Annotated in this window: 21 protein-coding genes; 13 read left to right on the plus strand and 8 right to left on the minus strand. The window is 66.6% G+C overall.

Annotated elements, in window-relative coordinates; translation table 11 throughout:
* Positions 1-201: 201 nt before the first annotated feature.
* Positions 202-1,266, minus strand: a complete 1,065-nt coding sequence (locus tag QRN25_RS01620) for a phosphotransferase (RefSeq protein ID WP_285017076.1) — start codon at positions 1,264-1,266, stop codon at positions 202-204.
* 117 nt (positions 1,267-1,383) lie between these two features.
* On the opposite strand from QRN25_RS01620, the gene QRN25_RS01625 reads away from it, so the two are divergent.
* From QRN25_RS01625 to QRN25_RS01645, 5 genes are all read left to right on the plus strand, one after another.
* Positions 1,384-2,592, plus strand: coding sequence for a CaiB/BaiF CoA transferase family protein (locus tag QRN25_RS01625; RefSeq protein ID WP_285017078.1), 1,209 nt, complete (start codon positions 1,384-1,386; stop codon positions 2,590-2,592).
* Complete coding sequence (locus QRN25_RS01630; RefSeq protein WP_285017080.1) at positions 2,592-2,981, plus strand: Zn-ribbon domain-containing OB-fold protein; 390 nt, start codon at positions 2,592-2,594, stop codon at positions 2,979-2,981. Before QRN25_RS01625 ends, QRN25_RS01630 begins: the two co-directional genes overlap by 1 nt.
* Entirely contained in the window at positions 2,978-4,162 is a 1,185-nt protein-coding gene (locus tag QRN25_RS01635; protein ID WP_285017081.1) for a thiolase family protein, read from the plus strand. Before QRN25_RS01630 ends, QRN25_RS01635 begins: the two co-directional genes overlap by 4 nt.
* A gap of 204 nt (positions 4,163-4,366) precedes the next feature.
* Entirely contained in the window at positions 4,367-5,566 is a 1,200-nt protein-coding gene (locus tag QRN25_RS01640) for an amidohydrolase family protein (protein ID WP_271184667.1), read from the plus strand.
* The gene (locus QRN25_RS01645) at positions 5,566-6,900 is read left to right on the plus strand and encodes a cytochrome P450 (RefSeq protein WP_285017084.1); all 1,335 of its coding nucleotides are present in this window, start codon (positions 5,566-5,568) and stop codon (positions 6,898-6,900) included. Before QRN25_RS01640 ends, QRN25_RS01645 begins: the two co-directional genes overlap by 1 nt.
* Positions 6,901-7,007: 107 nt before the next feature.
* Here the strand turns inward: QRN25_RS01645 and QRN25_RS01650 are convergent, their stop codons facing one another.
* Positions 7,008-8,405 (minus strand): helix-turn-helix domain-containing protein, encoded by a 1,398-nt coding sequence (locus QRN25_RS01650; protein ID WP_285017086.1) that lies wholly within the window; start codon positions 8,403-8,405, stop codon positions 7,008-7,010.
* A gap of 296 nt (positions 8,406-8,701) precedes the next feature.
* On the opposite strand from QRN25_RS01650, the gene QRN25_RS01655 reads away from it, so the two are divergent.
* The 3 genes from QRN25_RS01655 to QRN25_RS01665 all read left to right on the plus strand — a co-directional run bounded on the left by QRN25_RS01655 (position 8,702) and on the right by QRN25_RS01665 (position 13,136).
* The gene (locus QRN25_RS01655; protein ID WP_069708130.1) at positions 8,702-10,288 is read left to right on the plus strand and encodes an isocitrate lyase; all 1,587 of its coding nucleotides are present in this window, start codon (positions 8,702-8,704) and stop codon (positions 10,286-10,288) included.
* Positions 10,289-10,499: 211 nt separating this feature from the next.
* Positions 10,500-10,670, plus strand: a complete 171-nt coding sequence (locus tag QRN25_RS01660; protein ID WP_008833082.1) for a hypothetical protein — start codon at positions 10,500-10,502, stop codon at positions 10,668-10,670.
* Positions 10,671-11,060: 390 nt separating this feature from the next.
* Positions 11,061-13,136 carry a putative bifunctional diguanylate cyclase/phosphodiesterase gene (locus QRN25_RS01665; RefSeq protein ID WP_285017088.1) on the plus strand — a complete coding sequence of 692 codons (2,076 nt, stop codon included), beginning with the start codon at positions 11,061-11,063 and terminating at the stop codon, positions 13,134-13,136.
* A 124-nt stretch (positions 13,137-13,260) separates the two neighbouring features.
* On the opposite strand, the gene QRN25_RS01670 is transcribed toward QRN25_RS01665, so the two are convergent.
* Complete coding sequence (locus QRN25_RS01670) at positions 13,261-13,905, minus strand: TetR/AcrR family transcriptional regulator (protein ID WP_202902821.1); 645 nt, start codon at positions 13,903-13,905, stop codon at positions 13,261-13,263.
* A 124-nt stretch (positions 13,906-14,029) separates the two neighbouring features.
* On the opposite strand from QRN25_RS01670, the gene QRN25_RS01675 reads away from it, so the two are divergent.
* Positions 14,030-14,356, plus strand: coding sequence for a 2Fe-2S iron-sulfur cluster-binding protein (locus QRN25_RS01675; RefSeq protein WP_271184663.1), 327 nt, complete (start codon positions 14,030-14,032; stop codon positions 14,354-14,356).
* A gap of 13 nt (positions 14,357-14,369) precedes the next feature.
* On the plus strand, positions 14,370-15,629 hold the full coding sequence (locus tag QRN25_RS01680; RefSeq protein ID WP_285017092.1) for a cytochrome P450: 1,260 nt from the start codon (positions 14,370-14,372) through the stop codon (positions 15,627-15,629).
* 4 nt (positions 15,630-15,633) lie between these two features.
* On the opposite strand, the gene QRN25_RS01685 is transcribed toward QRN25_RS01680, so the two are convergent.
* Positions 15,634-16,518, minus strand: a complete 885-nt coding sequence (locus QRN25_RS01685; protein WP_285017094.1) for an alpha/beta fold hydrolase — start codon at positions 16,516-16,518, stop codon at positions 15,634-15,636.
* Between the two features lie 249 nt (positions 16,519-16,767).
* Here QRN25_RS01685 and QRN25_RS01690 point away from each other — a divergent pair, with 249 nt between their 5' ends.
* Together QRN25_RS01690 and QRN25_RS01695 are read left to right on the plus strand one after the other, a co-directional pair.
* On the plus strand, positions 16,768-16,965 hold the full coding sequence (locus QRN25_RS01690) for a hypothetical protein (RefSeq protein WP_285017095.1): 198 nt from the start codon (positions 16,768-16,770) through the stop codon (positions 16,963-16,965).
* A 90-nt stretch (positions 16,966-17,055) separates the two neighbouring features.
* Complete coding sequence (locus tag QRN25_RS01695; RefSeq protein WP_285017097.1) at positions 17,056-18,381, plus strand: MATE family efflux transporter; 1,326 nt, start codon at positions 17,056-17,058, stop codon at positions 18,379-18,381.
* Here the strand turns inward: QRN25_RS01695 and QRN25_RS01700 are convergent.
* From QRN25_RS01700 to QRN25_RS01715, 4 genes are all read right to left on the minus strand, one after another.
* Positions 18,368-18,973, minus strand: coding sequence for a DUF938 domain-containing protein (locus QRN25_RS01700; protein ID WP_285017099.1), 606 nt, complete (start codon positions 18,971-18,973; stop codon positions 18,368-18,370). The genes QRN25_RS01695 and QRN25_RS01700 overlap by 14 nt on opposite strands.
* A 167-nt stretch (positions 18,974-19,140) precedes the next feature.
* The gene (locus QRN25_RS01705; RefSeq protein WP_285017101.1) at positions 19,141-20,691 is read right to left on the minus strand and encodes a DHA2 family efflux MFS transporter permease subunit; all 1,551 of its coding nucleotides are present in this window, start codon (positions 20,689-20,691) and stop codon (positions 19,141-19,143) included.
* Positions 20,691-21,830, minus strand: a complete 1,140-nt coding sequence (locus tag QRN25_RS01710; RefSeq protein WP_211150361.1) for an HlyD family secretion protein — start codon at positions 21,828-21,830, stop codon at positions 20,691-20,693. The genes QRN25_RS01705 and QRN25_RS01710 overlap by 1 nt, the downstream gene beginning before the upstream one ends.
* Positions 21,823-23,277: an efflux transporter outer membrane subunit gene (locus QRN25_RS01715; protein ID WP_285017103.1), complete on the minus strand. Its 1,455-nt coding sequence runs from the start codon at positions 23,275-23,277 to the stop codon at positions 21,823-21,825. Before QRN25_RS01715 ends, QRN25_RS01710 begins: the two co-directional genes overlap by 8 nt.
* A gap of 65 nt (positions 23,278-23,342) precedes the next feature.
* Between QRN25_RS01715 and QRN25_RS01720 the strand changes: the two genes are divergently transcribed.
* Positions 23,343-23,960, plus strand: a complete 618-nt coding sequence (locus QRN25_RS01720; protein ID WP_285017105.1) for a TetR/AcrR family transcriptional regulator — start codon at positions 23,343-23,345, stop codon at positions 23,958-23,960.
* Positions 23,961-24,036: the final 76 nt, after the last annotated feature.

Genomic DNA, 24,036 nt, shown 5'->3' on the forward strand with positions numbered 1-24,036 from the left:
GTCCTTCGCGGCCGGACCTTGGGCCACGCCGTCACCGGCGTGGCCCTTTTCACGGTTTCCAAAAAGCCGCAAAATACGCTTACTCCCGATCGTCATTGCGAGCGAAGCGAAGCAATCCAGGACGGCTTGAAACTGCCCTGGATTGCTTCGCTTCGCTCGCAATGACGAAGGTAAGTTCGGTGCACGCTTCGATCTGTGCCCCTACGCGAGCAATCCGAAGCTGTCGTGCCGCATCACCGCCTTGCCGAGCCGATCGACGAACTGGACGATGATCGGCGGATCGACGCGGCGGGTGATCGACCACAGGTAATAGCCATAAGTCACGCCCTCGCGGTATTGCGTCCAGGCGTCCGCTTCGGACGGCATGTCCATCCCGTGCGCGCGCATCATCGCGAGGTATTCGCCCAGCAGGCGGCGCTCCTCGACCTCGGCTACTTCGGTCGGCAGCACCGCGTTCAGGTGATAGGCCACGTCGAGCGCCCAGCCCCCGTGCTGGAGCAGTTGCCAGTCGATCACGCCCATGCCCTCGGGCGTACGGAAGACGTTGCCCGCATGGGCGTCGCCATGGATCATGAACTGCGGCCGGCCGCCGTCGCGCGCGGCGAGTTCCCTGATCGCCGCCGCAAGATTGGCGGCGCTGCGCACGCGGGGCGATAGGTTGTCGCCGCGCGGTCCGTCGAGCAGGTCCTGCAGGGCCTCCGGCGTGACATAGCTCATCTTCGCCAGCTCCGCCGCGCGCGGGCGAATCCAGTCGGCGCCATCGAGGAAATCGCTTCGCGCATGGAGCAACGACAACTGCCGCAGGCTCTCCAGCGCGTCGTCCGCCGTGAAGGGATCGAGCGCCGAGCAGAACCGCGCGCCATCGGCGATGAGGTCGCGCATGATCGTCACGGCCTGCTGCGCCTCCCGGTCGATCACGGTGGCGACGCAATCGGGCACGCGCACGGCGATCACGGGCGCGACCTTGTTGTAGAAGTCCGACTCGAGCACGCAGGTCGGCCCGCCGCGCGCGGTCATCGCGTCCACGTCGAGCAGGCCCTTGAGGCAGAACCCCAGCCGCTCGCCGTCTTCGAAGGTGACGGCGAAGCGCACTTTGGTGGCGACGGTGCGGATCACTTCGACCTGTTCGACCTGCGCGATGGCGCGCCCGGCCGCGATTTTGCCCAGCGCGCCCGCGAGCCACTGCGGATCGAGCGCCTGTTCCAGCGTCGCCGGAACCGTGACTTGCGGCTGCGCCGGGCGCGGCCTTTCGAGGACTTGAGACATGCCTTTTCCCTTTCCCGATATCTGTTCCTTCGGCTTGACCTAATTCGCCATTTCGGTCCATCCTTCGCAATATAGAATTTCATCGGTCAAGCGATGGTAACAGAACGAGAGAGGCCGATGGGCAAGCCGCTGGAAGGCATCAAGGTCGTGGAAGTCGCGATGTGGGCCTTCGTGCCGGCTTGCGGCGGGATGCTGGCGGACCTTGGCGCCGACGTGATCAAGATCGAGCCGCCGACCGGCGATCCGCTGCGGGGGCTTTCGATCGGCGGTCTTGGCGGCGGGAAAATCGACTATTCGTGGGAGAGCTACAACCGGGGCAAGCGCTCGGTGACGCTCGATCTCAAGCAGGCGGCCGGGCGCGCGGTGCTGGACCGGCTGCTGAAGGACGCCGACGTGTTCCTCACCAATCTGCTGCCCCCGGCGCGGCGGGCGATGCGGATCGACGAGGAGACGATCCGCAGCGGATATCCCGATATCATCTACGCCAGCGGCAGCGCGCTCGGCCCCAATGGACCGGACCATGAGAAAGGCGGCTACGATGCCATCACCTTCTGGGCGCGCGGCGGTATTTCCTCCTCGCTGACCGAGCCCGAGGCGCCGCATCCGGTCGGCCCGCCGGGACCGGCATTCGGCGATACGATATCAGGCGCGATGCTGTCGGGCGCGATCTGCGCCGCCATCGCCAAGCGGGCGCTGACGGGCGAGGCGTCTAGCGTGGACGTCTCGCTGCTGGGCACCGCCCTGTGGTCGATGCAGCGCTACGTCTGCCAGGCGACGGCGGACGGGGTGCAGAAGTTCCCCAAGCCGCCCGCCGACAAGCCCAACAACGTGCTCGTCAGCAACTACCGCACGGCCGACGGGCGTTTCCTCGCGCTCTGCATGCTGCAGGCGGACAAGTACTGGACGCCCTTCTGCGAAGCCGCCGGACGGCCCGACCTCGCCGCCGACCCGCGCTTCGCCGACGCCGCCGCACGCAAGGCGAACATCGATGCCTGCTATGCCGAAGTGAAGGCGCTGTTCGCCGGCAAGACGCTCGCCGAATGGAAGGCGATCCTCTCGCGCCAGTCGGGCCAGTGGGACGTCGTGCAGGACGTCGGCGAAATGAAGGACGATCCGCAGGCGCAGGCCAACGGCTACCTCAAGCGCGTGGACTACGGCGACGGCACGCAGATCCCGATGATCGGCCTGCCGATGGTCTTCGACGGCACGCCACTGTCCTCCACCCGCTCGCCCGACCTCGGGGCGCACAGCGACGCGGTGCTGGAGAGCCTGGGCTACTCCGAGGACGAGATCATCGACCTCAAGGTGCAGGGCGTGGTGTTCTGATGCGCAAGCTGCCGAAGCTGGAGCCGGAAACCGCCTTCTACTGGACTTGCGGAGCGGACGGGCGCTTGCGCATCCAGCGCTGCGGACAATGCGGAACGTACCAGCACCCGCCGTTCCCGCGCTGCTCGAATTGCGGCAGCGAGGCCGTCGCCCCCGCGCCGGTTTCCGGCAAGGGCCGCCTCGCCAGCTACACGGTGAACCATGAGGCGTGGGTGCCGGGGCTGGCCGTGCCCTTCGTGTTCGGCGTCGTCGAGCTGGCGGAGCAGGCACAGCTTTACGTCTTCACCAATGTCCTCGGGAGAGAGGTGCGCATCGGCATGCCGCTGACGGTCGAGTTCGAGCACCACGACGATATCTGGCTGCCGATGTTCCGGGAGGACAGGGAATGACCCTCCTACCCGAAAAGCAGGTGTGCATCACCGGCGCCGCGCAGTCCGAGGTCGGCCGTCCCTCCCCCCGCACCGCGCTGCAACTGACTGCCGACGCCTGCCTCGCCGCCATTGCCGACGCGGGGCTCTCCCCCTCGGACATCGACGGGATCGCCACATATCCCGGCAAGAGCAGCGAAGGCGGCGGGATCGCGCCCGTCAGCCCCTCCGAAGCGGCCGCCGTGCTTGGCATCGAGCCACGCTGGATTCTCGCCTCCGCCGAGGGGTTCAGCCACATGGCGCCGATCTTCAACGCGGTGACCGCGATCGCCTGCGGCCTCGCCCGTCATGTCGTGGTGTTCCGCAGCGTCGCGCAGGCGCAGGCGCGGCTGGTGTCGCGCGCATCCACGCTCATGTCCGGCGCGCGTGACCGGGTGGACGGCAACAACGCCTGGACGGTGCCCTACAACGCGCTTTCGCCGATCAACACTTTCGCGCTCTATGCGCAGGCCTATTTCGACAAGTACGGCGCCGACGAAGCGCAACTGGGCGCCATCGCCGTCAGAAACCGCGCCAACGCCGCGCACAATCCCAATGCGATCTACCGCAAGCCGCTCACCCTCGACGATTATCTTGCGGCGCGGGTGATCTCCTCGCCGCTGAGGCTATTCGACTGCGACAGCCATATCGACGGCTCGACCGCGATCGTCCTGTCGCACCGGGACGCGGCGAAGGACTTGCGCAATCCGCCGCTCCATATCGAGGCAATGGGCATGGCCGTGGGCGGACTGTGGGTGGGCCGCCACGAGGGCGACTTCACCGAACTACCCGCCGCCCACCGCGCCGGAGCGATGCTGTGGGAGCGCACCGACCTCACGCCCGCCGATATGGACTGCGCGCAGATCTACGACGGGTTCTCGATCCACGTGTGGATGTGGCTGGAGGCGCTCGGCCTCGTGCCGAAGGGAGAGGCCTGCCGCTTTACCGAGGGCGGGCAGCGGATCGCGCTGGACGGCGAACTGCCGCTCAACACCGGCGGCGGCCAGCTCTCGGCCGGGCGGTTCCACGGCTACGGCCACATCCATGAGGCGACCGTCCAGCTCTGGGGCCGCGGCGGCGGACGGCAGGTGCGGGACGCGCGGACCTGCATCGTCTCCAACGGCGGCTATGGCTACGGCGCGATGATCCTGCGGCGGGACTGACCCACCTTATCGTCATTGCGAGCGCAGCGAAGCAATCCAGGGCAGCATCACCCCGCCCTGGATTGCTTCGCTGCGCTCGCAATGACGAAGCAAGGGAGCATACGCTCGGGCGGTGGCGTCTGCTCTCTGCTTGACCGACTCATTCACTAATGCGATAATCAATTCGCAATTTAGAATAATAGATTGGGACGAGAGGAACCGGACATGAGCGAAGCAGATCCCGCCATCCGCACGAACGCAGCCACCGACTGGCAGTACGGCCCGATCTTCGACGCCGACGCGCACATCGATCCGCCGCACGACATGTGGAAGGACTACCTCCCCGCCCATCTCAAGGACCGCGCGCCCTTCATCGAGCACGCCGAGGACGGGGACTACATCTGCTTCGAGGGCAACCGCCGCCCCTTCATGATGATCAACAACCAGGCCGGTCGCGAGGGCAAGAACTTCAAGATGAAGGGCCGCCTTGCAGACCAGCGCACGGTATGGGAGCCCGCCACCCGCCTCGCCGACATGGACGCCGACGGCATGGACGCCGCACTGCTGTTCGGCGGCGGGCCGCTGGGCTCCTTCGACAACGAACTCTACGTCGCCAGCTACGAGGCCTACCAAAACTGGGTGATGGACTTCGCCTCGGTGGCGCCCGACAGGCTCTATCCCGTCGGCTACGTGCCGATGCGCGACATCGACGAGACTTGCGCGCATGTCACCCGGCTCGCGAAGAAGGGCTTTCGCGCCATCAACCTGCCCGCCTTCCCGCAGAACCCCGACGCCTGGAAGACCTCGTCCGGCATCGCCGCGATGAAGGATGGCCAGGTCTCGGCGCTGACCGGCGACAGCAAGGGCGCGCTGCAATATTCCGACCCGGCGTTCGACAGGCTGTGGAAGACGGTGTGCGACCACGGCCTCGTCATCACCTTCCACCTCGGCGCGCGGGTGCCGCGCTTCGGGCAGAAGGAGTTCTTCCTGCCCGACATGCCGATGAGCAAGATGGCGATGGCCGAACCGATCGGCATCTTCATCTTCAACTGCATCTTCGACCGCTTCCCCGACTTGCGCATCGGCAGCATGGAGAGCGGCGTGGGCTGGTTCGCGTGGTATACCGAATACATCACCCGCACCTGGGAACGGCAGCGCTTCTGGACCGAGAGCCAGCTCAAGCATCCGCCCAGCTACTACATGGACCGCAACGTCTACGGCTCGTTCATCCAGGACCGCACCGGCATCCTCAACCGCGACCTGCCGGGCGCGCGGAACATCATGTGGTCCTCGGACTATCCGCACTCGGAGACGACCTTCCCCAAATCGCGCGAGGTCATCCTGCGCGACTTCGAAGGCGTGCCCGAGGCGGACGTGCGCGCGATCATCCACGACAACGCCTGCAAGCTTCTGGGGATCGCCTGATGCTGGACACCCCCACCGCGCCCGAAAACGACGACGTCCTCACCGCCGACGACCCACTCTACGAGGAACTCTACGACGTGCGCCGCGAGGCGGAGGCGATCGGCAACCTCGTGGAAGTGGCCGAGATCATGCCGCGCATCCACGCGCTGCGCGATGAAGGCCCGGTGCTGAAAGGACGCCTGCGCGAACTGCTCGGCCTGCCGCTGCACGAGCGCCATGCGCGCGCGGCCGGGCGGCCGCACTGGACGGTGCTGTCGTTCGAGGCGGTGGAAGCCGCGCTGCGCAATGCCGCGGTGTTCTCGAACTCGGTGCAGGGGCACGACAACCCGGCGGGCGAGAAGACCATGGGCATTCTCGAAATGGACCCGCCGGTCCACCGCGCCTATCGCCGCACCATCCAGCCGCGCTTCAACATGCCCGAGGCGATGGGCTGGTGGCGCGAGCACACCATCGACACCATCATCGAACGCCTGATCGCCCGCATGAAGTCCGAAAGTGGAAGGGGCCGGGCAGATCGCGCCGACCTCAATCTCGACTACTGCGCGCGCATCCCGGTCTACACGATCACCACCGCCATCGGCCTCGACGGCGACGAGGCGCTGCGTTTCCGTCACGCCTACCTCAACTCCACCAGTTCGAGCCGGACGGTGACGATGGAGCAGCGGCAGGCCAACGCGAAGATCGTCGAGAGCACCGTGCTGGGCCTGATCGCGCGCCGCCGTCAGGAGCCGAAGGACGATCTCGTCAGCTTCCTCATCACGATGCAACTGCAGATGCCCGGCGAGGAACCGCGTGCTCTCACCGACCGCGAGATCATGGCGCACGTCAAGCTGGTGATGGTCGCGGGCGGCGGCACCTCGTGGCGGCAGATGGGCATCGCGCTCTACGCCCTGCTCACCCATCCCGAGCAACTGGACGCCGTGCGCGCCGACCGCTCGCTGGTGGACGATGCGGTGGAGGAAAGCCTGCGCTGGTATCCGACCGCGCCTTACTTCTACCGCATGGTGATGGAGGATACCGAGCTTTACGGCCACGCGATCCCCAAGGGGGCGGTGCTGGAACTCGGCCTCGGCCCGGCCAACCGCGACCCCGCGCGCTGGGAACGGCCCGACGAATACGATCTGTTCCGGCCGAAGAAGACCAACCTTGCCTTCGGGTTCGGTACGCACCGATGCCTCGGCATGAACGTGGCACGGGTGGAGATCAATCGCGGCATCAACGCGCTGCTCGATCACTTCCCGAACCTGCGGCTCGATCCCGAAGCGCCCGCGCCGTTCATGACCGGCGGGCTGGAGCAACAGGGCGTGTCGGGACTGCCGGTGTTGCTGCGCTGACACCCTGCACCATCACCACCCCACTTCGTCATTGCGAGCGAAGCGAAGCAACCCAGGGCGGCGTAGAACTGCCCTGGGTTGCTTCGCTTCGCTCGCAATGACGAGGATTAGCTCTCCGCGAACGTATAGGGCTGCGCGGCACGGCGGTAGTCGTCCGCCAGCACGTCGCGCCCGATCGGCGGGACCGAGCGGGCGGTACATTCGGCGCGCTGGCACAGGCGGCAGGTGACGCCGATCGGCGTGGTCGGCGCGCCCGCCGGGTCCGTACCGCCTGCATAGACCAGCCGCCCCGCCTGCTCCGCCGCGCAGGCGAGCGCCACCGCGCGCACGACCCGCGCACCGCCGTAGCCTGCCGCCCCACCGGTCACCGTGCGCGCGATCGAGAAAAAGCGCTCCCCGCCCGGCAGCTCGAGCCATTGCGGCACGATCTCGCCCGGACGGCGGAACACCTGATGCACACTCCACAAGGGGCACCCGCCGCCATGTGCGGCGAAGGGGAAGCCCGCACCGTCGAGCCGCTTGGAGACATTGCCCGCCTCGTCCACGCGGATGAAGAAGAAGCCGACGCGCTCCTCCCCCGGCCGCTGCAGGGTGGTGAGGCGATGCGCCACCTGCTCGAAACTGGCACCGAACAGCGCACACAAAGCATCGATGTCATAACGCCGCTGGTCCGCCGCGCGGGCAAAGCGGCCATAAGGCATGACAATCGCCGCCGCCGCATAGCCCGCCAGCGCGCGCAGCAGCAGCGTCGCGGTGGTGCGGCTGGAAAAGCTGTCGGCCCGGATCGTCTGCTTGATCTCGGATCGCAGCGCGGTGTGGGCGATGTGCGTGGCGATCTGGAACGCGCGGCTGGCATGGTCGAGCGTGTCGGCGATCAGCAATTGCTGGTTGTGCCGGTCGAAGCGGCGCAGCGAATCCATGAGCACGTCAGGCGGCAGGAAACGCACGCGCACGGCCTTGACGGCGAGCCACTCGGTCGCCCCGCCCGCCTTTTCGATCTCGCCCGCCAGTTCCTCGGCGCGGGTGTCGAGCGCGTGGAAGTAGTTGCGGTTGGCGGCGAGGAAGCGCTGCGCTTCACGCACGGGCTCGTTCTCGTCCGCCATCGGCCCGGCAGCGCGCTGCTCGGCCAGCGCCTGCGCCTCGCGGGTATAGGCCTGATGCAGCCGCAGCAGCGCTTCGGAGACACCGGGAAAGCTGGTGGCAAGGTCGGCGACTTCCAGCTTGGGCAGGTCGATGTCGGCGAAGATCGGGTCGCGCAGCACGTCGGTCAGGCGGCGCGCGTAGTCCTCCCCGTCGTCGCCGGCGATGTCGGCGATGTCGAGGCGGTACGTCTTCGCGAGGCGCAGGAGCATGTCGGCGGTAACCGGCCGCTGGTTGCGCTCCAGCAGGGCGACGTAGCTGGGCGAGATCTCCAGATCATCGGCCATCGCCAGCTGCGTCAGGCCGAGTTCACGGCGCAGACGGCGCAGTCTGGGGCCGAGGTAAAGGGGACGGTTTTCTGCCATTGCACTCCCTATCCAACACGCGCCCGTCATCCCAGCGAAGGCTGGGACCGCTGGCCGCGCAAAGCCCAACCCTCGGCAGAGCGCCCGGACGATAGTTGGTCGTAACAGGCCAGCGGTCCCAGCCTTCGCTGGGATGACGGGTTGGCCTTTACAACCGTTTTGTAACTACCACACAACTTTACAAGGAACATCTGTAAAGTTTGACAACAGCACCTCGCAAGGCATTCCGCCGCGCCGTCATCGCGACTACCTCGGCTCCATCGAAAGCAATCGCATCCGCGAAGAGGAACTGAAGCGTGACCTACCAGAGCAAGATCATCGAAGCCGGTAATACGATCGGCACCGAGACCCACTGGAACGGGATCGAGGCCGAATCGGTCGCCCGCATGCGCCTGCAGAACCGCTTCCAGACCGGCCTCGACATCGCCCGCTACACCGCGCGCATCATGCGCGAGGACATGGCGGCCTACGATCTCGACCCCGCCAACTACACCCAGTCGCTGGGCTGCTGGCATGGCTTCATCGGCCAGCAGAAGATGATCTCCATCAAGAAGCACTTCGGCACCACCAAGGGGCGCTACCTGTACCTCTCGGGCTGGATGGTCGCGGCGCTGCGCAGCGAGTTCGGCCCCCTGCCCGACCAGTCGATGCACGAGAAGACGTCGGTTCCGGCGCTGATCGAGGAACTGTACACCTTCCTGCGCCAGGCCGACGCGCGTGAGCTGGGCGGCCTGTTCCGCGATCTCGACAAGGCCCGCGAGGGCGGTGACGAGGTCGAGGCCAAGCGCATCGAGCACGCCATCGACGCCTACGAGACGCATGTGGTGCCGATCGTCGCCGACATCGACGCGGGCTTCGGCAATGCGGAGGCGACTTACCTCCTCGCCAAGAAGTTCATCGAGGCGGGCGCCTGCTGCATCCAGATCGAGAACCAGGTCTCGGACGAAAAGCAGTGCGGCCACCAGGACGGCAAGGTCACCGTCCCGCACGAGGACTTCATCGCGAAGATCCGCGCGGTCCGCTACGCCTTCATGGAACTGGGCGTCGATGAGGGCCTGATCGTGGCGCGCACCGACTCGCTCGGCGCTGGCCTTACCAAGCAGATCGCCTTCACCCGTGAAGCGGGCGACATCGGCGACCAGTACAACGCCTTCCTCGATTGCGAGGAAGTCGAGACGGTCGGCCACGGCGACGTTCTCATCAGCCGGGACGGCAAGCTGCTTCGCCCCAAGCGCCTGCCCAGCAACCTCTACCAGTTCCGTTCGGGAACCGGCGAGGACCGCTGCGTGCTCGACAGCATCCACGCCCTGCAGAACGGCGCGGACCTGCTGTGGATCGAGACCGAGAAGCCGCACATCGGCCAGATCGGCGGAATGGTCAGCCGCATCCGCGAGGTGATCCCGAACGCCAAGCTGGTCTACAACAACTCGCCCAGCTTCAACTGGACGCTCAACTTCCGCCAGCAGGTCTTCGATGCCTGGCAGGCGGCGGGCAAGGACGTCTCGGCCTTCGACCGGGCGCGCCTGATGAGCATCGACTACGACGCCACCGAGCTGGCGGCAGAGGCCGACGAGCGCATCCGCACCTTCCAGAAGGACGCGGCGCGCGAGGCAGGCATCTTCCACCACCTCATCACCCTGCCGACGTACCACACCGCCGCGCTGTCGACCGACAATCTGGCGAAGGAATACTTCGGTGACGCCGGGATGCTCGGCTACGTAAAGGGCGTGCAGCGCGAGGAGATCCGCCAGGGCATCGCCTGCGTGAAGCACCAGAACATGGCCGGCTCCGACCTCGGCGACGACCACAAGGAATACTTCGCCGGCGAGGCGGCGCTGAAGGCCGGCGGCGCGCACAACACGATGAACCAGTTCGCGGCGTAAGGCGCAGCACACCCCACGTTCGTCATTGCGAGCGTAGCGAAGCAATCCAGGGCGGTGTCACGCGGCCCTGGATCGCCACGGACCTTCGGTCCTCGCGATGACGAAGATGGGGACGAAGCTGGGATCGCGTTTAGAAATTAGGAAGAAGCCAAAGGGGCAGTCCCTGCGGCACTTGGGGAAGCACCCCCGCATAGCAAGGAAAGGACATAGCATGACCACCATGACCGCAGAACCGACCCGCGCTCGCGCGGTGCTCTCGAACGAGGACTTCAAGCTTCTTCAGGAAGCCGTCGTCTTCTATCTCAAGGCACACGAGGACGATCCGATCTCGTCCAAGTACTCCAACCTCTATCACCGTCTCGGCAGCGCGATCCGCCGCTGAGGCAGCTCAAGAGTTTTCCTGGGGAGGAAAGCTTGGCCCGTCGCACCCGTGTGCGGCGGGCCATTTGCATTGGAGCGAAGAGGGGGGACACGAACGGCCGTCTTCGCGCAACTGCGAAGGCGCCCGGTCAGCTTGCGTCAATCATATCGGCCTAACCTGCGCCTTGCGACGTCACCGGAATCAAGGAGGCGACGAAGTGCGAAGGTTCGCTTCCAGCGTTAGCCAACTGCCCGAATTCCGAACGACCGGCGCCCCGCGCTTAACAAAAGTTCATGCTCCAGACCCTTGAAATTGCGCGCCTCGCTTCGTCATACCTTTGTCGCCATAGGGCAGAAAATTAACCACCTGCCTCATAGCCTGCTCCAAACCAGATGGGGATCTGCGTTGTATTTGGGGCTTAAACAGGACGTAACCGGCGAGGAACTCGCGCTCGCCATCGCGGAGCGCGGAGACCTGCCTTCGCTCGACACCGCGCTTCAGGCGGCCTCGCTCGCCGAGACGCGGCTGCGCGAGGTGATCGAGGCGATTCCGCAAGGCATCGTCTTCCTCGACGAGGAGGATCGCTACATCCTCTGGAACGAACAGTACGCCCAGATCTACGAGAAGTCGGCCGACCTGCTGGTGCCCGGCGCCAAGCTCGGCGACGCGCTGCGCATCGGCATCGCGCGGGGCGACTACCCCGAAGCAGCCGGGCGCGAGGAGGAATGGCTCGCCAGCCGCCTTGCACTGCTGCGCCAGCCTTCGCACCGCCACGAGCAGTGGCTGTCGAACGGCCGCTGCATCATGATCGAAGAGCGCCGCCTCGAAAGCGGCGGCTCGATCGGCGTGCGCGTGGACATCACCGACCTCAAGCAGAAGGAAGACGCCTTCCGCCTGCTGTTCGAACGCAACCCGCTGGCGATGTTCGTCTACGACCCCGAAAGCGGCTGCATCCGCACCGCCAACGAGGCCGCCTGCGCCCTGTTCGGCTACACCCCGCGCGAAATGGCGGACCTCCCGGCCGGCGATCTGTTCCCCGAGACTTCGCGCGCCCACGCTGCGGAATTGCTCGTCACCGACCGCGCCGATACCGGCGACAGCTGGAAGATGCTGCGGCGCGACGGGACCGCGATCGAGACCGTGATCGCCACGCGCGTCTCCGACCTCGAGGGCTTTTCCGGCACCATCGTCTCGATCTTCGACGTCACCGAACGACGCCGCATCGAGCAGCGCATGGCGCACATGGCCCGCCACGACGAACTGACCGGCCTCGCCAACCGCGCCCATTGCCGCACGTACCTCAACGACCTGCTGACTGACGCAGGCGCGCAAGAAACGGTGACGCTGGCGATGGTCGATCTCGATCATTTCAAGCCGGTCAACGACACCTACGGCCACCACTTCGGCGACATCGTTCTGACCGAGGCCGCGCGCCGCATGCGCGAACTGATCCCGCCCGAAGCCCTGCTGTGCCGCATCGGCGGCGACGAGTTCGCGCTGATCTTCCGCCGCTCGAGTCTGACGCAGGCGGAACTGGTGGCCAAGTCGATCATCACCACCCTGTCCGAGCCCTTCTTCGTGCAGGGCCACATGATCCACATCGGCGCAACGATCGGCTTCGCCTCCGCGCCTTACGACACCCGCGACCCCGAGACGCTGCTGCGCTACGCCGACCTTGCGCTCTACGCCGCCAAGGGCGAGCGGCGCGGAACCTGCCGCAGCTTCGAAGCCGGGATGGACGCCGCCGCGCAGGAGAAGAACCGCCTCGAGATCGACTTGCGCGCCGCCGTGCGCGAGGGGGGGCTGGCAGTGCACTACCAGCCGATCGTCGATCTCCAGAGCGGGCAGATCGAGTGCTACGAAGCGCTGCTGCGCTGGAACCATCCCGAGCGCGGCGCGGTGCCGCCCGACGTCTTCGTGCCCCTCGCGGAGGAGATCGGCCTGATCGACCAGATCGGCCGCTTCGTGCTCGGCAGCGCCTGCAGCGCAGCGATGCAATGGCCAGACCACGTCAAGGTCGCGGTCAACGTCTCGCCGCTGCAGTTCCGCAACGGCAACCTGCTGAGCACGGTGATCAACGCCCTCTCCACCTCCGGCCTCGCCGCCGAGCGTCTGGAACTGGAGATCACCGAGGCGGTGCTGATGGAGAAAGGCCCGCGCCCTTCGGCGATCATCCGCAACTTGCGCGCCTTCGGCATCGGCATCTCGCTCGACGATTTCGGCACCGGCTACTCTTCGCTGAGCTACCTGCTCAACTACCCCTTCACCAAGATCAAGATCGACAAGTCGTTCATCCTGAACCTGCACCATGAAGCCAATTCACGCGCCGTCATCCGCGCCGTGATCGGCCTCGGCCGCAGTCTTGGCCTGATCGTGACGGCCGAGGGTATCGAAAGCGACATGGAGCGGGAATACCTGCGCGATGAAGGCTGCACGCAGGGACAGGGCTATCTGTTCGGCAAGGCGATGCCGGCGATGATCAATTAAGGTAATCCCGCCTCCCGTCGCCTCCCACATTTCGTCATTGCGAGCGTAGCGAAGCAATCAAGGGCAGTTTCACACCGCTCTGGATTGCTTCGCTACGCTCGCAATGACGAAGGTTGGGTGAACTTCACGCCGCCAAGGCCCGGCGGCAGAACTCCCACAATTCGCCCGCCAGTTCCTCGCGCCCGGTGCGGTCGGGAATACCCTCCTCCTCCGCCAGCAGCACCGTATGCACGGTGGTCGATACGAGGTTGTAGACCAGCCGTGCCTGCAGTTGCGGATCGGCCCGCCGGAAGGCCCCGACGGCGATGCCGTCCGCGACATGCCCGGCGATCAGGTCGAGCAGCGGCTCCAGCGCCGAGTTCAATTCCCCCTGCCGCGTCTGGGCGAGCCGCAAGTGCTCGCGGCTGAGCGCCGCCCCGCGCCGGTTCGCGCCCAACCGGTCCTGTCCCAGCTGGCCCACCACGATCCCGGTGACGATCGCCCGCAGCGCCTCCACCGGCCCCTCGCAGCGCGCAGTAATGTCCCGGAACTGCAGTGCCGCCGTCCGCAGCGAGCTGTCGAACACCGCCAGCACGAGGTCGTCCTTGCCCTGGAACCGTTCATAGAACGCCCGCCGCGCCAACCCTGCCCGCGCCAGCACCGCGCGGATCGTCAGGCCCTCCAGCCCCGATTCGTCGAGCAGGTCGTAGGCGGCACGGATGAGCAGCAACGCGCGGTCGCCTTCGGGTGCTTCGGGCGCGGTGAACAGCGGCGGATAGGCGGTCGTCATCCTTGAAGCGCTACGCCCGCGGGGGGCCCCGGTCCAGCCCTGCGTCGATGCGATTGACTTGGCCGCCCTCAAGCGCGTACAAGAATGAGAACAATGTTCTCACAGGACAACGAGAGAGGAAACCATGCCGCAGATCACTTACGTCGATCACGACGGGCACCAGACGCGCGTTGACATACCGCTTGGCGAGAACGTCATGCGCGGGGCGCTGTACAACGGCATCGAGGGCATCGTCGGCGAATGCGGCGGCGGCCTCTCGTGCGCGACCTGCCATTGCTACGTGGACGAGGACTGGGTCAACACGGTGGGCGGTCCCTCGTCCGACACCGAGGCCGAACTGCTCGAAGCCGTAGCCGGCGAGCTTCGGCCGAGCAGCCGCCTCTCTTGCCAGATCGAAATGACCACCGCGCTCGACGGGCTGGTCATCCACCTGCCCGAAACGCAGTTCTGAGGGAGAGGACGCCATGCCTATCGACGCCGCCAATCCCGTGCCCCCCAGCTTCCCGCGCCATGTCGGGATGGACCAGGTGCCCGCCCACGTTCCGCCCGAACTGATCCGCCAGTCGGGCCTCACCGTCGGGCCGGACTTCCTTGCGAACCCGCACGACTTCATGGCCGCGCTGCATGAAAAGCAGCCGCCGATCTACTACGACGTCAGCCCGATGGGGAACATGTGGCACCTCATCAAGCATGAGGACGCGCTGTTCGGCCTGCGCCACCCGGACATCTTCTCGAACGAGGGCGCCACGCCCTTCCCGCGCGATCCGGACGACTATTTCTACTTCATCCCGATCGAGATCGACCCGCCGCATCACCGCAAGTACCGTAACATCGTCGATCCGGTGTTCAGCCCGCAGGGCGTGCTCAAGCTGGAGGAGCAGATCCGCCAGCGCGCCAACGGGTTGATCGACGAGATCGAGGCGAAAGTCGCCGCCGGAGGAACTTGCGAGTTCACCGAGGACTACGGCCGCCCGCTGCCGGTCACGGTGTTCCTCGACATCATGGGCCTGCCACAGGACATGCGCGACGAGTTCGTGGACTGGGCGATGAAACTCCTCCATTCGAACGACCGCGCGGTGATGGGCGAGACGATGGGCAAGATCACCGCCTATCTGCGCCAGGCGATCGAGGAGAAGAGGGCGAACCCCGACGACGGCGTCGTCAGCCGCATCGCACACTCCGCGCCGGACGGCGTGCCGCTGTCGGACAAGGAGATCTTCGGCTTCGTCTGCTTCCTGTTCATCGCCGGGCTCGACACCGTGTTCGCGACGCTGAACAATATCTGGCTCTACCTTGCCGAGAATCCGGACAAGCTCGCTGAAATCCACAGCCGCCCGCAGGACATCGACAAGATCGTCGAAGAACTGCTGCGCCGCTGGTCGGTGACGTTCTCGGGTCGGGTCCTCGACAAGGACTACGAGATGCGCGGCGTGCAGATGAAGAAGGGGGACCGCGTCACCTTTGTCCTGCCCGCCTGCAACTTCGACCCCGACGTGTTCCCGAACCCCAAGGAGGTGGACTTCGACCGCCCGCGCAAGACGATCCTGGCCTTCACCGTGGGCGTCCACAGCTGCATGGGCGCGCACCTTGCCCGGCTGGAAGTGAAGATCGCGCTGCAGGAATGGCTGAAGCGCATCCCGGCATTCTCGGTGAAGCCGGGCACGCGGATCGAGTACCGCCCCGGCGGCGTGATCGGGCCAGAGCACCTGCCGCTGGTCTGGTAGCCCGTCAGCCCACCTTGCGAGGCGGCCTTGCGAGAATATCCAGCAAGGCCGCCTCGAACGCTTGGGGGCGCTCGTACATCGCCCAGTGCCCGGCGTCCTCGACGACGCGGAACTCGGCGTCGGGCCGGACGGTACGCAGCGCCGCCTCCTGCGTGGCCGGGTCGGGATGCGGCAGGTCGAACGCGCCCCAGATCGCGTCTACAGCGACGCGGACCTCCGGAAGCACTTTGACCAGTCTGTCGGGAAGCACCAGCGGCGGTGCATGAAGCCGCGCAGCCTTGGCAGTCGGCAGCAGCATGTGAATCGCAAGGTCGTCGGCGCTCTCGGGGTGATGGAGCATAAGCCCGAGCAGATTGGCCTTGAGAGCGGCGCGGCGCTCCTCCCCAACCAGACCGCTGATCCGGCCGAGGCGCGGGTGACCCATCGGCGTTCCCAGCCCGCCGCAGCCGACGATCACCAGCCTGCGCGCCGTGCCCGGATGCAGCGCCGCCAGATGCGCCAGCGCGACGCCGCCGAACGAGAAGCCGCACAAATCGGCAGGCATCTTTTCCGCGCCGAGGATCGCAGACAATCCCCGGGCAAGCGCGGCCGAGATGCCTGCATGGTCGTTGCTCGCGGGCATGGCCGAATCCCCGTGGCCCGGCAGGTCGGGCACGATCAGCCGCCGGTGGCGAGACAGTCGCTCTATGTTGCGGACCCAGTGCGTCCAGGACCCTTGCGCGCCATGTGCAAGGACCAGCGGCGCCCCTTCGCCCCAGATTCGCCATGCCATCGTCCCGTCGCCGCACGGAGTTTCGACCCGCCTCGCCTGCGACTCGAGCGAATCAAGATAGATGGCCGGGCCGTTATTCTGCTCGAATTTGCCGGTGTCGGTGCCCATTCGGGTCATGCCTCTCTCCTTCGATCCCCATCGGATCATCGCAGGAGACGATGCGCAACAGGCACCCCGCAATCATCGCCGGGATGACAGCGCAGGACATGCAACACCGCAGAAACGCGTGGGAAATGGGCGAAGGAAAAATTGCATGCTGCGCAGCATGAAATGCATTTCCCGCTTTGCCAAAGCCGGATTCTTGTGCAATGTGGTCGGTGAAAGGTTCATGTAACCTTACCGGTGTTGGGAGAGAGCGCGCCGGGGATGAGAAATCACTCCGGCGCGCCGATTTCTTCGCAGATGCAGCAGAAGCTGCCTGATCCACCAACTTTCAACAATCTCCCTGATTTACGCGGGTTTGGCAAGCCCTCATCGCGTGCGCTTTTCTTGTACCTTCAGCCGGGTATCGCACTGCAACATGACGTGCCCTTAGGAAAACCGCCGATCCTGCGGCTGGAGTGATTCGCGAAGGTGGGACAATATGTCCTGATCGCAGCGGCGATTCTCCGGTTCGTTTGCCCCTGCGGGTGCGCTTGGCTAGATCCTGGTTCCGTGACCGTCTCCCCGCCCTCTCCCGCCCGCCAGCTCTGGGCCATCGCCCTGCCCGCAATGCTGACCAACGTGGCCACCGCTCTGTTCGGCCTTGCCGACATGTGGGCGATAGGACGGCTCGGCGACGCCCCCGCGCAAGGCGCGGTCGAACTGGGGGCCAAGTTCATGCTGGGCCTGCTCAACGTCTTCAATTTCCTGCGCACCAGCACCGTCGCGCTGACCGCGCAAAGTAGCGGACGCGGTGATGGCGACGCGGGCGAGACGCTGGCACGCGCGATGGCGGTGGCGCTCGGCATCGGCGCGGTGCTGCTCACGGCCATGCCGCTCGCGATCCCGCTGGGCCTCGACGTGCTGGGCGCCGAGGGGCCGGTGCGCGAGGCGGCCCGCAGCTACGTCGCGGTGCGCTACTGGGCGGGGCCGGTGTGGCTGGCGAACTGCGTGCTGGTGGGCTGGCTGATCGGACGACGCAAGGTTCGCCATGTCCTGGTGGTCGAGATCATCGCGAACCTCGTCCACATCGCCCTCGACCTGCTGCTGGTGCTCGTCGTGCGCTGGGGCGTGGCCGGGGTAGCGACGGCGACGGTGAGTTCCGAAGCCCTCAAATTCCTCCTGCTGGCCGCGATCGTCGTGCGCGAGGGCGCGGCGCGCGATGCGCTGGCGGCCCTCGGCCGCAAGGGGACGTGGGCACGGAGCGAACTCGCGCGGCTCTTCGCGCTCAACCGCGACCTGTTCGTGCGCACCCTGCTGCTGACCGGCTCGATCCTGCTGTTCGCCCGCGTCGGTGCGCGCGCCGGGCCAGTCACGCTGGCTGCCAACGGCGTGCTGTTCCAGATCTTCATGCTGGCGACACTCCTGCTCGACGGGTTCGAGAGCGGCGCGCAAGTGCTCTGCGGCGAGGCGCTTGGCGCACAGTCGCGAGCGCGTTTCACCGCCGCCGTGCGCTCCGCTCTGGTATGGGGCGGCGTGACCGGGCTTGCCGTCGCGGCGCTTTACGCGCTGGCGGGCGCCCGGCTCGCGGCGGCGTTCAGCACCGACCCTGCCGTAGTCGCCGCGACCGCGCAGTATGCGCCTTGGCTGGCACTATTGCCGGTGCTGGGCGTGTCGTCCTTCGTGTTCGACGGCGTGTTCGTCGGCGCCGGATGGACGCGGGCGATGCTGGGGACGATGGCGGCGGCGATGGCGGCCTACCTCGTCCTGCTATGGACGCTCCAGCCGCTCGGCAATCATGGGCTGTGGGCGGCTTTCGCAGTGCTGTTCGGCGGCCGCGCGGTGGGCCAGGCGCTGGTCCTGCCGCGCCTGATCCGGCGCAGCTTCAGCGCTTCCTGAAGACCAGCATCAGGTTGTTGGCGGGCATCTCGACGAGACTGTCGAACGCCAGGCCATTGTCCAGAGCGCAGGCGCGCACGGTTTCCACGCTGCGCAGGCCCCATTCCGGATTGCGCCGCTTGAGGTCCTCGTCGAAGGCCGCGTTGCTGGGGGCCAGCGCGATCCCCTCTCGCCGATAGGGGCCGTAGAGCACCAGCGGATAGCCCGACTCCAGCACTCGCGCGGCGCCGGCCATGAGGCCCTCGGTCGCGGTCCAGGGGCTGATGTGGATCATGTTGATGCAGACGACCGCCTGTGCCTCCGTGATCGGCCATTCATGCGAGGCCGCGTCCAGTTCCAGCGGCGCGCGCAAGTTCGCCAGTTCTGCCTGCTCCCCCCATGCCGCGATCGAGGCGCGCGCGTTGGCATCGGGATCGGTCGGCTGCCAGACGAGGTCGGGCAAGGCGGCGGCGAAGTGGATGGCATGCTCGCCGGTGCCGCTGGCGATCTCCAGCACATGGCCGGATACCGGCAGCACGTCGCGCAGGACCGACAGGATCGGGTCACGGTTGCGGGCAGTGGCGGGAGCCTCTCGGCGGGCGTCGTTTTCCATTGCCTTGCAATGGGATCGCCGCCCCGGTTCGGCAAGAGCGACCTGCGCCCGAAGGGTGCGTCGGCCGGACGGAAAGCGGGGGGACTGGGGGGCTGTCTGTGCTTTCGGTCCGGCCGACGCGCCGGTGCCGCCTGTTTCGGGGGCGGCGACACCGGCTGTCTGGTAACTCAGTGCCCTGCGGCGGGCTTCACGTTCTTGGGCGGGCGCGGAGCCAGCCAGATGGTCATCGCGGCAAGGAACAGGGCGATGGCGCTGATCACGAACAGCTCGCCCGTGGCCACCGCGGTGCCCTGATTCTCGACCATCTGCGCGATCGCCACGCGCGCCTGCTCGGCACTGAAGCCCTGCTGCTGGAGCGCCTGCGAGGTCGCGTCCGCCCCGTTGAGCACGCCCGACAGGTCGGCGCTGCGCGAACGCGACATGTCGCTCCACACGGTGGTGATGATCGCCGTCGCCACCGCGCCTGCCAGGGTTCGCCCGAAGTTGGCGATACCGGCGGCCGAGGCGGTCTCGTGCGGCTGCACCGAACTGAGGCTGATGGTGGTGAGCGGCACGATCATCAGCGAGACGCCGACACCCTGCAGCAGCTGCGGGATGGCAATCGTCCAGAACGTGATGTCGGTAGACCATGTCATGCGCATCAGCGCGCAGACACCGATCCACGAAACGCCGATAAACACCAGCAGGCGCGGGTCGAACCGCTTCATCAGCGCCGGCACGAAGGGCGATGCGACCACCGCCAATACGCCCGAGAAGGCCATCGCCCGCCCCGCCTCCGTGGCGGTATAACCCATCGAGGTCTGAAGCCACTGCGGGATGACCACGATCGAGGCGAAGTACGTACCGAAAGCGATCGTCAGCGAGGCCGTGGACGCGGAGAACCCTCGATAGCGGAACACGCTGAGGTTCACGATCGGGTGTTCCTCGGTCAGCTCCCAGATCAGGAAGGCGACGAAGAACACGCCCGCGATGCACGCCAGCGCGACGATCTTGGTGGACGAGAACCAGTCCTCGTCCCGCCCGAGGTCGAGCATCATCTGGAACGCGCCGATGAAGATCACCATCAGCGCCAGCCCGATCTTGTCGATCGGCAGCTTCTGGGTCGGCGTTTCCTGTCCACGCAGCAGCACCGCCACGCCGAAGAAGATCAGCGCCACGATCGGCACGTTGATGAAGAAGATCCACTCCCACGACCAGTTGTCGGAGATGTAGCCGCCCAGGATCGGACCGGCGATCGGCGCGGTCACGACCGTCATCGCCCACATCGCCATCGCCTTGGGCTGCATCTCCTTGGGGAAGATCTTCAGCATCAGCGTCTGCGTCAGCGGCATCAGCGGCCCGCCGCAGAAGCCCTGCCCGAGACGGAAGATGACCAGTGCCGAAAGCGTCCCCGAAAGTCCGCACAGCGTCGAGAATATCCCGAAGCCGACCAGCGAGAACATGAACACCCGCAAGGCGCCGAAGCGGTTGGCGAGCCAGCCCGTCAACGGCACGCAGATCGCCTCGGCGACCGCGTAGGACGTGATGACCCAGGTGCCGCTCGACACCGAGACGGCAAGGCCGCCCGCGATGTGCGGCACCGAAACGTTGGCGATCGTGGTGTCGAGCACGACGATGAAGTTGGCCATGGCGAGCACGAAGCCCGCCAGGATCAGCTTGGCGCCGGTCAGCGGTGGTCCGCCTTCCTGCGCCGCTGCAGCCGGAGCGCCGCCGGCCATCAGTCGTTGTCCGTCAGGTCGATCTCGGCTTCCATCGACAGGCCGATGCGCAGCGGGTGCTCCTTCAGTTCCTTGGGATCGAGCTGGATGCGCACCGGCAGGCGCTGCACCACCTTGATCCAGTTGCCGGTCGCGTTCTGCGCCGGGATCAGCGAGAACGCCGCGCCGGTGCCGCCCGAGAAGCCGACGACCTTGCCGTGGTATTCGACCTTGCCGCCGTAGAAGTCGGAAGTCAGCGTAGCCTTCTGGCCCGAGCGGACCTTGCCGAGCTGGTCTTCCTTGAAGTTCGCGTCGACGTAGAGTTCACCCACCGGCACGACGGTCATCGCCGCCTGCCCGCTCTGGATGCGCTGGCCGACCTGGATGCTGCGCCGGGACACGACGCCGTCGATCGGCGCGCGCACGATGGTGCGTTCGAGGTCGAGCTTCGCCTGCTCCAGCTGGGCCTGCGCCTGCAGGATCTCCGGCGCGGTCTGCAGGGTCGTGCCCTTGGTGAGCGCGACGGCGGCCTCTTCCTGGCGGCGGGCGCTGCGGGCGTTTTCCTGCGCCTGCGCGACGGCGGCCTGGGCCTGCTGGTAGGATGCCTTTGCCGAGTCCAGCGCCTGGCGCGCGGTCGTCAGTTCCTCGTTGGACACCGCGCCGGTGCCCGAAAGGGCCGCACGGCGCTTGTAGTCTTCCTGGGTCTTGGTCAGCGTCGCCTGCGCGGAGGCGAGCCCGGCGCGCGCGGTGTTGATCTGCGCGTCGCTCGCCCCGGCGGCGGCGCCCAGCGCCGCGTTGTTGGCGATCGACTGGCCGTAACGGCGCTGCATCATCGCAAGGTTGGCTTCGGCCTGCTGGACCGCGATCTTCTGGTCGGAGTCCTCGATGCGGAACAGCAGCTGGCCCTTGCGCACCGGCTGCGTGTCGGTGACGAGCACCTCGACCACGCGGCCCGAAGTCAGCGGGGTGACCTGCGCGTTCTCACCGGCGACATAGGCATTGTCGGTCGAGACCGTGCGGCTGCCGATGAACTCCGCGTAGAGGAACCAAAGCCCGCCGATCACGACCACCGCGCCGCCAAGGCCGAGCAGGAGGTTCTTGCGCTTGCTCTTGTCCACGACGGTGTTCGAACCGGCGTCGTTGGGGGTTTCGTCACTCATCGGGGGTGGCCTTCTTGGCTGAATCGTCTGCATATCCGCCGCCCAGGGCGCGCTTGAGCGCGACTTCGCTGGCGAGCGTGGCGAAGTGGGCGTCGACCGCGCCGAGGCGGGTGTCGAGCGCGGTGGTTTCGGCGCTGAGCACGTCGATATAAGTGCTCAGGCCGCCCTTGTAGCGCTGGAGCGCGAGGCCGTAGGCGGCGTTCGCCTCGGTCCGGGCTTCGAGCGCGTGGCGCTCCTGCTCACCGGCCGAAGTGCGGGTGGAAAGCGCGTCGGCGACTTCCTGCAGCGCACCGATCACCGACTTGTTGTAGCTGGCGACCATCGTGTCGTAGCCGCCGCGCGCCAGGCGGTAGCGACCCGAAAGCGCGCCGCCCTGGAAGATCGGCAGGCTCACCGCCGCACCCGCGCTGCCATAGTCCGAACCGCCGTCGAACAAGTGCGAGATGCCCAGCGAGCTGAGGCCGATGAGGCCGCTCAGCGAGATGTCGGGAAGGAACGACTTCTTCGCATACTCGACGCCCTTGTCGGCCGCCTGCACCAGCTTGCGCGACATGACGATGTCGGGGCGACGACCGGCGAGCGCGATGCCCGCATCGGCCGGCACCGGCGTCGCGGCGATGGTCGCGATCGACGGGGGGGTGAGCGTCAGGGTGCGGTCGGGACCGGCACCGAGCAGCGCAGCGAGCGCGTGGCGACGCTTCTCGATCTGCTCGCGGTTGGCGGCGACGTCGATCCGCGCGCGGGCGGCTTCGGCGTTGGACTGGCGCAGCGGGCTCTGGTTGTCGAGGCCCTGCGTCACGCGCTGGCCGACCAGCTTGGCCGAACCTTCGCGCGCGGCCAGCGTTTCGCCCAGCACCTTCTGGCGTTCAAGCAGGCGGCCGAGATCGAAGTACGACAACACGACTTCCGAGGCGAGCACCAGTTCGGCCTGCCGCTCGTCGGCGACGGCGGCTTCGGCAGCCGAAGTCGCGGCGGCGAGCAGCGCGCGGTTCTTGCCCCAGATGTCGAGGTTGAGGTTGGCGGACAAGGCAAGCATGCCATAGTCCTTCCAGCCCTTGGGCAGCGCTTCCGCCGGGGTGCCGTTGTTGTAGCTCTGCTTCTCGACCGAGGCGGAACCCTGTCCGCCGATGCTCGGCAGCAGCGCGGCGCGCGAGGATTCGAGCGCGCCCTGCGCCTGTCGGATGCGGGCCAGCGCGGTGGCGACGTCGGGTGAGCCCTTGATCGCCTCGTCCACCAGACCGTCGAGCTGGGGATCGCCGTAAGCGGTCCACCAGCGCTCCTGCGGCCATTCGGCAGCAGTGCCCTGGATGGAAGCGGCGCTGTCGAGGGTCGACGGCGGGCGCAGTTCGGGACGTGGCCCAAGGTCGGGCGCACCGCACCCGGCGAGCGAGCTGGAGGCGATCAGCAGCGCGGCCGTCGCGACTCGGGGGGAGAATTTTGTACTCATCGGTACGGTCCAAATCGTTTGCCGGCTTGTTTCTGTCAATAAAAAACTGTACTAGAGAGTACACCATGATGGAAAAGACCGGAATTTCAAAGCGCGAGGCGAACAAGGCCCGCAAACGCGCGGAGATCGTGCAGGTCGCCTCGGGCATGTTCCTCGAACAAGGTTACGCCGAGACGACGATGTCCGCGATCGCCGATACCGTGGGCGGATCGAAGGCGACCTTGTGGGCGCACTTCGCCTCGAAGGAAGAGTTGTTCACCGCCGTCGTCGACCTCCACGTCGAAACGTTCGCGCGCGATGTTGAAGAAGTGCTGACCGGGCAGACCTTCTCTGTCCCGGCGCTGCGCCGGGCGTGCCTGCGCTTCATCGACTGCCTGCTGCGCGACAATTCGGTCATGCTCTACCGCCTGGTGGTGAGCGAGGGTGAGCGGTTTCCCGAGATCAAGGAGACCTTCTACACGCGCGGCCCGGTCAAGCTGCGCTGCGCCATCGCAGACTTCTTCGCCACGCGCTTCGATGTCGATGAAGCGCAGCAGTTGACACAGCTCACGATGTCGGCGGTGACGGGCTATCGCACCGATGTACTGCTGCGCCCCGACCCCGTCGGGCAGGCCCAGCACGAGGCCTTTGTCGACAACCTGCTCTCGCACAGCGTCTGGCCTCCGGAGAAGGACGCCGACTGAAAGGCTGCCTACATTCGTCATTGCGAGCGTAGCGAAGCAATCCAGGGCGGGTTGCGACTGCCCTGGATTGCCGCGC

It is taken from the genome of Novosphingobium sp. fls2-241-R2A-195 (assembly GCF_030209485.1).
Taxonomy (GTDB): Bacteria; Pseudomonadota; Alphaproteobacteria; order Sphingomonadales; family Sphingomonadaceae; genus Novosphingobium; species Novosphingobium resinovorum.